Here is a 13,955-nt window from a genome sequence, read left to right on the forward strand (position 1 = left end):
AATAAATTTAAAATGTACTATATTTTTCTAATTGTTTAATTTTTTTTTTAGCTTTATCAATAACTTCAATAGGTATTCCTGCTAAAGATGCGACAAATAAACCATAGTTTTTATTAATTGAACCATTTTTAAGAGTATATAAAAAGACAATGGAATTATTTAATTCTCTTGCATCAAAATATACATTTTTTATACATTTATTTGTAATCGATAAATTAGTTAATTCAATATAATTTGTGGCAAATAAAGTGAGTGATTTATTTTTTTTAGCAATATTTTCAGCACATGCCCATGCAATTGATAATCCATCATATGTAGATGTCCCCCGTCCTATTTCATCCATTAGTACAAGACTATTTTTTGTTGCATTATGTAAAATATTAGCTGTTTCTGTCATTTCTACCATAAAAGTAGATAATCCTGCTGAAATATCATCTGTTGCTCCAATTCTAGTAAAAATACGATCTATTGGGCCTATAATAGCTTTATCTGCAGGAACATAACTACCTATATATGCCATTATAACAATTAATGCTATTTGACGCATATATGTGCTTTTACCTCCCATATTGGGTCCTGTTATAATTAACATATAATTATTTTTTGTTAACAATAAATTATTAGGTATAAAGGGTCTTTTTAAGATATGTTCAACAGTAGGATGTCTAGAATTAATTAAAAAAATTCCTTTAGTTTTCTTGATTATAGGACGAGTATAATTTAAAGTTATAGATCTTTCTGCTAAATTACATAATACATCTAGTTCTGATAGAAATAATGTTATTTTTTGTAAATTTTTTAAAAAAGGATTAATATAATTAAATAATTCATTATATAAATATTTTTCTAAATTTAATAATTTTTCTTTAGAATGTATGATATTTTCTTGATATTTTTTTAATTCAGGAATTATATATCTGTGAAAATTTTTTAAAGTTTGAATTTGTATATATTTTTTTGGTAGATGGATACAATGTTTTTTACTAATTTGTATATAATAGCCATAAATTGTATTAAATCCTATTTTTAATTTTTCTAACTTTAATAAATTACGTTCTTTTTGTTCGATAAGTGCTAAATATTTTATAGAATTCTTAGAAATTTTTCTTAACTTATCTAATGACTTATTATATCCTTTTGCTATAACATTACCTTCTTTTAATGATAGAGAAGGATTTGCCTCAATAGCAGTTTCTAATAAATTTGTTAATTTTGAAAATAATCCTATTTTAAAAATTTTAGATTTTATTTCACAATCTTTTATTTTTAAAAATAAATTATGTATATTTGGTAATAATTTTAATGTTTTTCTTAAAATTACTAAATCATTGGGTTTAGCAGTACGTAAAGATAATCGTGCTATTATTCTTTCAATATCTCCTATTTTAAATAATATTTTTTTAAAATGTAAATAATATTTTTGTAAAATAGATATATTATTCTGTCTACTTAAAATAATTTTTATATCACGTATAGGAGAATTTAACCATCTTTTTAAGAGACGACTACCCATAGATGTAGATGTATAATCTAAAACTTTAATTAAGGTATTATCTTTATTGTTTGAAATACTGTTAATAATTTCTAAATTTTTACGAGTATTTTCATCCATAATAATTTCATTATGATTACTTTCTAGTATTATATTATTAATATGCGGCAATGAGACTCGCTGTGTATCTTTAACATATTGTATTAAACAACCTGCTGCTCTAATAGCCATTAAAGATTTTTCAACACCAAAACTTTTTAAATTTTTGGTTCCGAATTGATTATTTAATTGTTGTAAAGCAGTATCAATATCAAATTCCCATATTGGCCTACATCTTAGACAATGTCTTTTTTCTATTAATTTCATATCATGAAAATTTTCAGGATATAGTAATTCTCTAGGATTTGTTTTTTGTAATATACCAGCCATTATATCATAATTTTTATCTTCCATAATTTTAAAATCACCAGAACAAATATTTAGTGTGGCGTAACCAAACCCATTTTTTTTATCTTGCCATATAGCTGCTAATAAATTATCTATATTATTATTAAGTAATATATCATCACTCACTGTCCCTGGAGTGATAATACGTACTATTTTCCTTTCTAGGATCTTAATTTTAGATAATTTATTTTTATTAAATATTTGTTCACAAATTGCTACAGATTCTCCTAACTTAATTAATTTTAATAAATAATTTTCTACACTATGAATAGGAATTCCTGCCATAGGAATAGGTTTGCCATTTAGTTTACCTCTTTTTGTTAAAACAATATTTAGTAGTTTAGATGCTTTTTTTGCATCATCATAAAACATTTCATAAAAATCTCCTAATCGATAAAATAATAGTATTGTAGGATATTGTTTTTTTAATTGAAAATATTGCTTCATCATTGGTGTAAGGATTTTTTGATTCATATTTATTATTATTTTTGTATATATACTGAATACTGATTTAATGAAATTCATTAAATTTTTACAAAAATTTAATGAATTTAAAATCTTACATTTTGCAATAAATAAAAAAATGTAAATGTTAAAATATATTTTTTAATCATCATCATTATTATTATTACCAATTAATTGCAATAATGTAAAAAATAAATTAATATAATCTAAATATAACATTAGTGCTCCCATAATAGCATATCTTCTTAGATTATCACTATCATTAATGTTAGTACTAATTTTTTTTGAAATATATTTTAATTTTTGTGTATCAAAAGCAATAAGTATTGTAAATAAAAGTACGCCTATGTAATTTATTATAGATGTTAATGTGTTATTTTTAAACCAGATATTAATACATGAACTAAAAATAATTCCTAATAATCCCATTGTAATAATACTTCCTAAACTACTTAAATCCCTTTTAGTATTGTATCCCCAAATACACATAGTAAGAAAAGTAATTGATGTTGTAATAAATGCAGTAAAAATAGCATTCTGATTATATATAGAAAACATACCTGCCATTGTTATCCCTGTTAAAGTTGAGTATAACATAAATAAGGTAGTTAATATTTTCCCTGATAATCTATTTAATGAATGTGAAATACCAAAAATTAGTAAAAATTGGAAAAAACATAAAAAAAATAAAAAAAGTTTATTACTTAATAAAAAATTTGTAATTTGTATTGTATTTGATATATACCAAGCAACAAATGCAGTTAAAATTAATCCACAAGACATCCAACCATATACTTGTTTTAAATATACCCGCATGTAATATTTTTCTTGTAAAAATATACTATTTCTATAATTTGAATATTCTATCATAAATAAGTATCCTTTTATAAAAAAACAAATTATTATAAAATTTTAAATAAAATATAATTAATAATTATATTATTTTTAATATAAAAATGAAATAAATATTAGTAAAATATTTATTTAATTAAATTAAACAATTTTTTTATTAAAAAAACAATATATGAATCATATTCCTGTTTTATTGAAAGAATCCATCAAAAATTTAAATATTAAAAATAATGGAACATATATAGATGCAACTTATGGTTGTGGAGGACATACAAAATTAATTTTATCTAAACTAAATAATGATGGACGTATTTTTGCTATAGATTGTGATAATCAAACAATAATAATGAATAAAATTATAGATAAAAGAATTTTTTATATTAATGAAAAATTTTCTAACTTAGAATATATTATAAATAAAAAATTTATAGGTAAAATAGACGGAATCCTATTTGATTTAGGCATTTCTTCATTTCAATTAAATAATCCTTTAAGAGGATTTTCTTTTATGAATAATGGACCATTAGATATGCGCATGAACCAAAATAGTAAACTTACTGCTTACGATTTATTAAAAATAACAAGTGAAATAAAATTATCTTGTATACTAAAAAAATATGGGGAAGAAAAATTTCATAAAAAAATAGCATTTAACATAAAAAAATATATATTAAATAATAAATTAAGTAGTACACAGGATTTATCAAATTTAATTTGTTCTATCATACCTAAAAAAAATAGATTTAAACATCCTGCAACTAGATCCTTCCAAGCAATAAGAATTTTTCTTAATAAAGAACTAGATGAACTAAAAACAGCTTTACATGTTTCGTTAAAGTTATTAAAAAAAGGAGGTATTTTATGTGTAATTAGTTTTCACTCATTAGAAGATAGAATTGTTAAACATTTTATAAAAAAATATAGTTCATATAATATATATAGTAATTTACCATTAACTGAAACAGAAATAAATAATTTATATTATATAAATAATAAATTTAGATTGAAAATAGTGAATAGAATATTTCCTTCTCAAAAAGAAATTTTTAATAATCCAAGATCAAGAAGTGCAATACTACGTGTTGCAAAAAAAATATAAAAATAAAAAATATTTTTGCAAATGTCAAAATATTTATATATAAAAAAATATAATTTTGTTTTTAAACATAAATACATATTAATATAAAATTTTATTAAAAAAAAATTAATAAAAACAATTAAAAGGTTTTACATATTGAATATAAATAAGATAACTTTACAAAAATTATTGAAGAATTATATAAATCATAATTTAATAAAACATATTTTTATAAATAAAATTGTTTTAGATAGTAGACATATAAAAGGAAAAAATTGCTTATTTATAGCTATAAAGGGTCATAAAAATGATGGTAGAAATTTCATAGATGATGCTATCAATAATGGTGCTGCTGCTGTATTAACATATACGACTAGTAATTTATTATCTTATAATATAATTTTTAAAAATTTTATTCCGATAATTTTTTTTCCAAATTTACATAAATATATTTCATATTTTGCTGATATATTATATGATCATCCTAGTAAAAAAATACCTGTTGTAGGTGTAACGGGTACGAATGGTAAAACCAGCGTAACAAATTTTTTAATGCAATGGACTCATATTTTAGGGAAAAATCCAGCGATCTTAAGTACTATAGGCAATGGTTTTTATAAAAAATTAAAATTAACTAATAATACAACTGATTCTGCTGTAGAAATACAATCTACATTAAAATATTTTGTGGATAAAAAATCAGATATTGTTTTTATGGAAGTATCTTCACATGGATTAGATCAATTTAGAGTTGCTAATGTAATATTTTCTACTGGAATATTTACAAATTTAAGCAGAGATCATTTAGACTATCATTTAAATATGAAAAATTATGAGTTAACTAAATGGAAATTTTTTTCTGATCATCAAATTAAAACAAAGATTATTAATATTGATGATAATGTAGGTTTAAAATGGTTTAAAAGATTATCTACTAGTAGTATCCCTGTAATGACTAAAAAAATTTCATATAAATCAAATTTATTTTTTCAAGTTAAAAATATAAATTTTTTAAAAAATAAAACTATTATCACTTTTAATTCTAGTTGGGGGCATGGTAAAATAAACACTGTTCTTTTAGGATATTTTAATGTTATTAATGTTATTTTAAGTATGACAACATTGTTAAGTTTAAATTTTTCCTTAAAAGAATTACTAAAAACATCATATGAATTAAAACCAATTATAGGTCGTATGGAAAAAATATCATTAGGAAAAATGAGATACCCCACAATTATAATTGATTATGCTCATACTCCTGACGCTTTAAAAAATATATTATTAACTATTCAATTATATTGTCAAGGTAAAATATGGTGTATATTTGGATGTGGTGGTGAAAGAGATATTGGGAAACGTCATATAATGGGTTATATAGCTAATAAATTTTCAGATTATACTATTATTACAAGTGATAATTCAAGAACAGAAAATACGGCTGATATTATTAAAGATATTCTTAAGGGATGTTATAAATTAAATAACACTTGTGTTATTTTAAATAGAACTAAAGCAATATATTATGCAATATTTAACGCATATAAAGAAGATACTATTTTAATAGCGGGTAAGGGACACGAAAATTATCAAATTATTGGGAATAAAATTTTTCATTATTCTGATCATCAAATTATAAAAAATATTTTAGAAAAAATATAATATGAATGAATTAATTAGTTTAAAAAAAATATCTAAAATCACAAATGGTCATTTAATAGGATTAAATCTTAAAATAAAAAATTTTTCAATAAATAGTAAAAAAATTAAAGATCATTGTATATTTATCGCAATTAATGGAAAAATTTTTGATGGTCATAATTTTATTAATAATGCTATTAGCAATGGGGCTATTGCTTTATTAGTAAATAAATTTGTGAGAATTAATAATATTCCACAAATAATTGTTGAAAATACTATTTTAGCTTTAGGAAAAATAAGTTTATGGAAAAGGAAAAAATTTAAATATAATGTAATTGGTATTACTGGATCTACTGGAAAAACATCAGTAAAAGAAATGACAGTATCTATATTAAAAAAAAAATATAATACTATTTTTACATTTCATAATATGAATAATCATATAGGTGTGCCGTTAACATTATTAAAACTATATAATAAGTATAGATGTGCAATAATTGAAATAGGAGGTAATAAAATAAATGATATTAAATATCTTGGTAATCTAGTGCAACCTAATATAGCAATAATTAATAATATATCAGAATCACATATTGAAGGTTTTAAATCATTAAAAAATATTATTAGAGAAAAAAGTAGTATTTTTAATTATTTAAAAGAGGATGGTATTGCGATTTTTAATAGTGACGATAAAAATCAAAAAGAAATTTTTAAAAAAATAAGTATTAGTAAGAAATTTTTTACTTTTTCTGTTTATAATAAAAATACAAATTTTTTTGCTAGTAATATAAAAATTTTTCAAGATAAAATCTTATTTAATTTAAATACTCCTCTTGGAGTAAGAATTGTTACACTATTTCTTTTTGGAGGTATACATAACATCAGCAACGCATTAGCGTCTAGCGCTTTATCTTTTGCAATGGGAGCATCTTTAGATGAAATAGTCAATGGATTAGAATGTTTTAAACCTATACAAGGTAGAATATATCCTATAAAAATAGGAGATAAAAAATTAATTCTAAATGATGCATATAATGCAAATCCTAACTCTGTTAAAGTTGCTATAAAAGTTCTTCAAAATTTTTCTGGAGTTAAAATTTTAGTTATAGGAACTATGTTAGAATTAGGTACTCGTACTATATTTTTTCATAAAAAAGTTAGAGACATAATTTTACAATCTAATATTAATTATACTTTTAGTATTGGAAATTATGGTAAGTATATTACTCAAAATAATAAAAAAGCTAAACATTTTAATAGTAAAGAAGATTTAATAAACAATCTATTTTCATTAATAATGAGATTAGATAATTATACTATTTTATTCAAAGGATCACGCAAAAATAATATGGAAATGTTAATTAATATCTTATTGGAGAAAATACAATGATACTAATATTATTTCAATATTTGAAATATTATATTATATCTTTGAATTATTTTTTTTTTAGTTTAAAATTTCGTTCTATTATGACTTTTTTAACATCTTTTTGTATTACATTTTTTTATACTCCATATTTTATTTTTTTTTTAAAAAAAAATAAAATTTCGCAAATAATTAGAAATGAAGGACCTATAACTCATTTAAAAAAAAAAAATACCCCTACTATGGGTGGTATAATTATATTAGTATCTGTTTTTATATCTGTATTTTTTTGGGCACAATTATCTAATAAATATATATTCTATATATTAACTACAATTGTATTATATTCCATAATCGGGTTTTTAGATGATTATTATAAAATAATCTTAAAAAATTCAAAAGGTTTAATACCTCTTCAAAAAATTTTACTACAGTCTATCATAATCATGATAACATTAATATATATGTTTTTCAATGATACTAAAAATTTATATATACAATTAATTATTCCATTTGTTGAGAAAATTGAATTAAATTTAAATTTTACTTCATATTTAATTATATCTTATTTTATTATTTTAGGAATAAGTAATTCTGTAAACTTAACAGATGGATTAGATGGTTTAGTTATAATGCCAATAATTTTTATTTCTATAGGATTAGGATTATTAGCATATTTTACGGGAGATATTAATCTTTCTAGATATTTTAATATTAATTATATAAAAAATACAAAGGAACTTATTATTATATGTTTAGCTATTGTGGGTTCTGGATTAGGTTTTTTATGGTTTAATACGTATCCAGCAAAAATTTTTATGGGAGATGTAGGATCTTTGACTCTTGGATATATTATATCTATAATAGCTATTTTAATAAAGCAAGAATTTTTATTCCTTATAATGTCTAGTATTTTTATAATAGAATTTATATCTGTAATAATTCAAGTATTAAGATTTAAATATAGTAAAAAACGTTTTTTTTTAATGGCTCCTTTACATCATCATTTTGAATTAAAAGGATTAAAAGAATCTTGTGTTGTAGTTAGGTTTTGGATTATATCATTTATATTAGTTTTAATATCTTTAATAATTTTATAAAAACATATAAAATAATGAATAAAAAAATAGTAGTTATTGGTTTAGGAATAACAGGTATATCATGCATAAATTTTCTTTTCAAAAGAAATCTTATTCCATATGTAATGGATGAATGTAAAAATCCAAAATTTTTAAAAAAAATACCATTAATAGTTCCGTGTCATTTAGGATCTTTAAATAAAAAATGGATATTAGAAGCTGATTTAATTATCTTAAGTCCTGGTATTTCGATATTTCATCCCTATTTAGTAGAAGCAACTAATAAAGGAATTGAAATAATAGGAGATATAGAATTATTTAATCGTTATAATAAAACTCCTGTTATAGCTATAACAGGTACTAATGGAAAAAGTACTGTAACAGATATGATTGTTAAAGTTATGGAAAAAAATAACTTTAATATTGGTTTTGGAGGTAATATAGGCTATCCAGTATTAGATTTATTATCTTTTAAAAGAGATTTTTATATTTTAGAAATATCTAGTTTCCAATTAGAAACTGTAAAAAATTTAAATATATATATAGCTATTATTTTAAATATTTCTGAAGATCATATGGATCGTTATCCTTTAGGTCTTGAACAATATCGTAATTTTAAATTGCGTATCTTTAAACAAGCTTCTATTTGTATTTATAATGCAGATGATTTGTTAACATATCCTAATATTTTTCATAAAAAAAAAAAATATATAACTTTTGGAAGATATCATGGAAAATATCATTTATTGTATGAAAAACAAAATTTTTTTTTAAAAATGGATGATAAAATAATTTTAAATTTTAATAAAACAAAGTTAATAGGAATACACAATTATTTAAATTCTTTAGCTGTTTTAGCGGTCACAGATATATTAAAAATTCCTCAAAAAAAAGCTCTAAAAGAGATAAGTAATTATATAAATATAGATAATATATTACAAATTATACATGAAGAAAACAATGTTATTTGGATTAATGATTCAAAATCTACTAATGTAGATAGTACAAAAGTTGCTTTAAAATACTTTTCCAAGAAAAAAAACATTTGGTTATTATTAGGAGGATATGATAAAAAATGTAAATTATTTCCTTTGGAAAAATATTTAAAAAAAAAAAATATATATATTTATTGTTTTGGTTTGGCAAAAAAACAAATATTATCTTTTTGTTCAAAAGCAGTACCAGTAGATACTATATCTCAAGCAGTACAACAAATAATAAAATTAGTACAACCCGGTGATGTGGTATTACTATCTCCCGCTTGTTCTAGTATTGATCAATTTAAAAATTTTAAACATCGTGGCAAAGAATTTATTAAAATAGTAAAAAATTTTTATAAAAATTAATTAATTTTTAAGAATAAAATGAATAAAAAAATTATTATAGTAGCTGGAGGTACAGGAGGACATATCAATCCAGCTTTAAACATTGCAAATGAATTAATAAAAAAAGGATGGGAAGTACGTTGGTTAGGTACATTTAACAGAATGGAAGCTAAAATAATTCCTAAAAAAGGTATATATATATATTTAATAAAATTTTTTAGATTTAAAAGTAGAAATATTTTTTTAAAATTTATTACTATATTAAAATTATTAACTTCTGTTTATAAATCAATTATTATTTATAAAAAATATAAACCAGATATAGTTTTAACAATGGGAAGTTATATTTCAGGTCCTAGTGGACTTGCTGCATGGTTATGTAGAATTCCATTAGTGATACATGAACAAAATAGCATCCCAGGATTTACTAATAAAATTTTGTCTAAAATAGCAACTAAGATATTACAAGGGTATCCTAATACATTAAAAAATGCAATTTGGGTCGGTAATCCAATTAATGAAAAAATTATTGAATTATCTTCGTATAAAAGATCTGTTATTAAATTTCATAAACCAATTCATTTACTAATTACAGGAGGTAGTCAAGGAGCACAAGTAATAAATTTTATAGGTGTGAAGTTGTCAAAAATATTAAAAAATAAAATATTAATTTTACATCAAGTAGGTAAAGGAAATTTAAAAAAAATACTAAATGAATATAAAAAAAATAAGGAAAATAATTTTCTTTTAAAAGAATATATATATGATATTCATGAGGCATATAAATGGGCTGATATTATTATTACTAGGTCAGGAGCAATAACTGTAAGTGAAATTAAAATCATAGGATTGCCTGCTATTTTTATACCTTACCCACATAAAGATCATCAACAATATTTTAATGCAATACATTTAGAAAAAATAGGAATTGCAAAAATATTTAAACAAAATAATTTAAATATTAATAATATTATTAATGTTATACTATCTTGGAATAAAAAAAAGTTAATAAAAATTTATAAAAAATTTAAAAATACACCTATAAAAAATTCGACAAAATTAATTTATAAAGAACTAAATGAAATTAATAGTTATTAACTATAATAATTAATATTTTGAAATTAAAATTATATGATACATAAAAATATAAATAGTAATATTTCTTTACGAGAAATATTAAAAATAAACAATATAAATCACATATATTTTATTGGCATTGGTGGTTCGGGTATGGGAGGTCTTGCCACTATTTTAGTAAAATTAGGATATAAAGTTAGTGGATCAGATTTAGTATCTAATTTTATTACAAAAAAATTAATTCTATTAAATGTAAAAATATATTCAAAACATGATGGAAATAATCTTAAAAATGTAGATTTAGTTGTTGTTTCTACGGCAATAAAAAATGATAATCCTGAATTAATTATTGCAAAAAAGTTAAATATTATAATTATTAGCAGAGCACAAATGTTAGCTGAATTAATGAGATTTAATTATGGAATTACTATTACAGGAACACATGGTAAAACAACTACAACAGCAATGATTTATGAAATATTTAAATCATCAGGATTAGATCCAACATTTGTTAATGGAGGAATTATAAAATCATCAGGATTATATGCTGACTTAGGATTAAGTAAATATTTTATTGCAGAAGCAGATGAAAGTGACAAATCTTTTTTAAAATTAAATCCAATAATTAATATTGTTACTAATATTGAAAATGAACATTTAGAATATTATGATAATAATATTGAAATATTAAAAAGCACTTTTTTAAATTTTTTAAAAAAAATTCCATTCTATGGATGTATTATTATTTGTATAGATAATAAAAATAATTTTGATTTATTTAATAAATATAAACATATTTTAAAATGTAAAATAATTACGTATGGATTTAATAATAATGCAGATATTAAAATATCTAACTATAGACAAAAAAGATATCAAAGTAAATTTAATTTATTAAAAACTAAAGAAAATACTAATTTAAAAATAGAATTAACAATTCCTGGTCTTCATAATGCATTAAATGCAACTGCTTCATTTGCATTATCATCCTATATAGGATTAAAAGATTCAAATATTTTGAAATCTTTAAAAAATTTTGGAGGCGTAAAAAGAAGGTTAGATATTTTAGGTACTTTTATTTTAAAAAAAAAATTTCAAGGAAATGTTATTGTGATTGATGATTATGGACATCATCCTACTGAAATTAATATGACGATTCACACTATAAAAAATAATTGGCCTAATAAAAATTTAATAATGGTTTTCCAACCACATAAATATACTAGAACTAAAAATTTATTGGAAGAATTCGTGAAAACATTATCTAATGTTAATTTATTATTTTTATTAAAAGTATATTCAGCTAGAGAAAATTATATTAAAAATGCTAACAGTAAAACACTATATAGAAAAATAAAAAAATTAGAAAAAACTCATCCTATTTTAATACGATCTAATAAATACAATGATATTGCATCAGAAATATATTTAAAATTAACAGGAAATGATGTATTAGTATTTCAGGGTGCTGGTGATATTAATAATATTTCAGCTTTCTTTATTAAAAATAAATTAAAACAATAGAGATGTTTTATAAAAAATATTATGACTAAGAAAATAGCTGTTTTACTTGGTGGAAATTCATCAGAAAGAGAAATTTCCTTAATGTCAGGTAAAGCAATTTTAAATGCATTAAAAAAATCTAATATTAATGCTTTTGGAATAGATCCATTGCAATTCCCATTATTATATTTAAAAAAATATGGTTTTACAAAAATTTTTATAGCTTTACATGGGAAGGGAGGAGAAGATGGAATTTTACAAGGAGTACTTGAATACTTAAATATTCCTTATACCGGGAGCGGTGTTTTAGCTTCATCAATAACTATGAATAAATTTATAACAAAAAATATATGGAAAGAAAATAATTTACCTGTATGTCCTCATTATTTATTAAGAAAAAAAGATTTTATAAAAAAAAATCATGCAAAAATTAAACAACAAATTCTAAAATTAAATTTACCCATTTTTATAAAACCTAACTGTACTGGATCTAGTTTAGGTATTTCTAAAGTTAATAATATTAATTATATATTTGATGCAATAGAAAAAGCCTTTATATATGATACAAGTGTTTTATTTGAAAAATATATTGAAGGAACAGAATTTACAGTAGGAATATTACATAATAAAGTATTACCCCCTATTAGGGTGGAACCAATAAATTCGTTTTATAATTATCAAGCCAAATATTATTCTAATTCTACTCAATTTTTTTGTCCTAGCGGACTAGATTATAAAAAAGAAAAAGAACTATCAAAAATAGCTTTAGATGCATGGAATATAGTAGAATGTAGTGGGTGGGGACGTATTGATGTTATTTTAGATACAAAAGATCATTTTCAATTATTAGAAATAAATACTGTCCCCGGGATGACATCACATAGTTTGTATCCTATGGCTGCGAAGAAAATTGGATTATCTTTTCAGGATTTAGTTCTTAAAATTTTGAATTTAACAGATAAATAATTTTTTTATATAAAAAGATAATATTTAAAAAAATATAACTTTAATTTTCAATAATATTTCAAGTTTTTATAAAAAATAATATTTCTTCTTATTAATAACATATACAATCTAAGAAATATTTTATATTTAATGTTTAGATGCTGATTTTGCAAATCTTTCTATTATATAACGTAATTTTATAGGACTTTTTCGTGCTAAATTTAATAATAAATTAGCACTATATTTACTCAAAATATTTTTTTTATATGTATTTTTTTCATTTGGTATAATAATATTTTTTTTTATATAAAATGCAGGATTAATTTGAATATTAATATCTATTAACGACGGGATAAGATTTTTTTTTAAAAAAAATATAATATTAGTTTTTTCATATAAAAATCTAGTCATAGAACTAGCATTACATGTTTCTATAATTAGAATACCATCTTTAAAATTTTTGATATTATACCAATTATGTAATTCAACAGGTATATATTTTTTGATAAATGTATTAATTTTTATTAAAATATTTGTATGTAAATATATTTTAAATAAAATTTTTCTATAAGAAGAATAATAATAATTTTTTTGAAAAATTTGTTTAATTGATAATAATTTATTATGACGCATAAAATTTATCCTTTTATAAATTTAATAAAAATATTATATATATTTTTTTATAAAA

The 13,955-nt window shown here is 21.0% G+C and carries 11 protein-coding genes; 8 read left to right on the top strand and 3 right to left on the bottom strand.

From position 1 onward, the window contains the following. Positions 1-7: 7 nt before the first annotated feature. On the bottom strand, positions 8-2,464 hold the full coding sequence (gene mutS / locus GJT88_RS00690; protein WP_425482953.1) for a DNA mismatch repair protein MutS: 2,457 nt from the start codon (positions 2,462-2,464) through the stop codon (positions 8-10). Between the two features lie 81 nt (positions 2,465-2,545). Then, positions 2,546-3,274, bottom strand: a complete 729-nt coding sequence (locus GJT88_RS00695; RefSeq protein WP_246213264.1) for a Bax inhibitor-1/YccA family protein — start codon at positions 3,272-3,274, stop codon at positions 2,546-2,548. Positions 3,275-3,428: 154 nt separating this feature from the next. Here GJT88_RS00695 and rsmH point away from each other — a divergent pair, with 154 nt between their 5' ends. From rsmH to GJT88_RS00735, 8 genes are all read left to right on the top strand, one after another. Further along, positions 3,429-4,355 carry a 16S rRNA (cytosine(1402)-N(4))-methyltransferase RsmH gene (gene rsmH / locus GJT88_RS00700; RefSeq protein ID WP_168895038.1) on the top strand — a complete coding sequence of 309 codons (927 nt, stop codon included), beginning with the start codon at positions 3,429-3,431 and terminating at the stop codon, positions 4,353-4,355. Positions 4,356-4,490: 135 nt separating this feature from the next. Next, positions 4,491-5,993, top strand: a complete 1,503-nt coding sequence (murE, locus tag GJT88_RS00705) for a UDP-N-acetylmuramoyl-L-alanyl-D-glutamate--2,6-diaminopimelate ligase (RefSeq protein WP_168895039.1) — start codon at positions 4,491-4,493, stop codon at positions 5,991-5,993. 1 nt (position 5,994) lies between these two features. Next, positions 5,995-7,362 (top strand): UDP-N-acetylmuramoyl-tripeptide--D-alanyl-D-alanine ligase, encoded by a 1,368-nt coding sequence (locus GJT88_RS00710; protein ID WP_168895040.1) that lies wholly within the window; start codon positions 5,995-5,997, stop codon positions 7,360-7,362. Positions 7,363-7,367: 5 nt separating this feature from the next. Further along, positions 7,368-8,438, top strand: a complete 1,071-nt coding sequence (mraY, locus tag GJT88_RS00715) for a phospho-N-acetylmuramoyl-pentapeptide-transferase (RefSeq protein ID WP_425482955.1) — start codon at positions 7,368-7,370, stop codon at positions 8,436-8,438. Positions 8,439-8,452: 14 nt separating this feature from the next. After that, positions 8,453-9,763 carry a UDP-N-acetylmuramoyl-L-alanine--D-glutamate ligase gene (gene murD / locus GJT88_RS00720; RefSeq protein ID WP_168895042.1) on the top strand — a complete coding sequence of 437 codons (1,311 nt, stop codon included), beginning with the start codon at positions 8,453-8,455 and terminating at the stop codon, positions 9,761-9,763. An 18-nt stretch (positions 9,764-9,781) separates the two neighbouring features. Next, complete coding sequence (gene murG, locus GJT88_RS00725) at positions 9,782-10,840, top strand: undecaprenyldiphospho-muramoylpentapeptide beta-N-acetylglucosaminyltransferase (RefSeq protein WP_168895043.1); 1,059 nt, start codon at positions 9,782-9,784, stop codon at positions 10,838-10,840. Positions 10,841-10,873: 33 nt separating this feature from the next. After that, positions 10,874-12,343, top strand: a complete 1,470-nt coding sequence (murC, locus tag GJT88_RS00730) for a UDP-N-acetylmuramate--L-alanine ligase (protein WP_168895044.1) — start codon at positions 10,874-10,876, stop codon at positions 12,341-12,343. A gap of 21 nt (positions 12,344-12,364) precedes the next feature. Beyond that, positions 12,365-13,288 carry a D-alanine--D-alanine ligase gene (locus tag GJT88_RS00735; protein WP_168895045.1) on the top strand — a complete coding sequence of 308 codons (924 nt, stop codon included), beginning with the start codon at positions 12,365-12,367 and terminating at the stop codon, positions 13,286-13,288. A gap of 126 nt (positions 13,289-13,414) precedes the next feature. On the opposite strand, the gene GJT88_RS00740 is transcribed toward GJT88_RS00735, so the two are convergent. Next, positions 13,415-13,900 (bottom strand): DUF721 domain-containing protein, encoded by a 486-nt coding sequence (locus GJT88_RS00740; protein WP_168895046.1) that lies wholly within the window; start codon positions 13,898-13,900, stop codon positions 13,415-13,417. Positions 13,901-13,955: the final 55 nt, after the last annotated feature.

It is taken from the genome of Enterobacteriaceae endosymbiont of Donacia tomentosa (assembly GCF_012571135.1).
Lineage (GTDB): Bacteria > Pseudomonadota > Gammaproteobacteria > Enterobacterales > Enterobacteriaceae.

Excerpts from the sequence above, each read along its gene's own strand:
- mutS (WP_425482953.1), bottom strand. The coding sequence starts at position 2,464 with ATGAATTTCATTAAATCAGTATTCAGTATATATACAAAAATAATAATA.
- GJT88_RS00695 (WP_246213264.1), bottom strand. The coding sequence starts at position 3,274 with ATGATAGAATATTCAAATTATAGAAATAGTATATTTTTACAAGAAAAA.
- rsmH (WP_168895038.1), top strand. The coding sequence starts at position 3,429 with ATGAATCATATTCCTGTTTTATTGAAAGAATCCATCAAAAATTTAAAT.
- GJT88_RS00710 (WP_168895040.1), top strand. The coding sequence starts at position 5,995 with ATGAATGAATTAATTAGTTTAAAAAAAATATCTAAAATCACAAATGGT.
- murD (WP_168895042.1), top strand. The coding sequence starts at position 8,453 with ATGAATAAAAAAATAGTAGTTATTGGTTTAGGAATAACAGGTATATCA.
- murG (WP_168895043.1), top strand. The coding sequence starts at position 9,782 with ATGAATAAAAAAATTATTATAGTAGCTGGAGGTACAGGAGGACATATC.
- murC (WP_168895044.1), top strand. The coding sequence starts at position 10,874 with ATGATACATAAAAATATAAATAGTAATATTTCTTTACGAGAAATATTA.
- GJT88_RS00735 (WP_168895045.1), top strand. The coding sequence starts at position 12,365 with ATGACTAAGAAAATAGCTGTTTTACTTGGTGGAAATTCATCAGAAAGA.
- GJT88_RS00740 (WP_168895046.1), bottom strand. The coding sequence starts at position 13,900 with ATGCGTCATAATAAATTATTATCAATTAAACAAATTTTTCAAAAAAAT.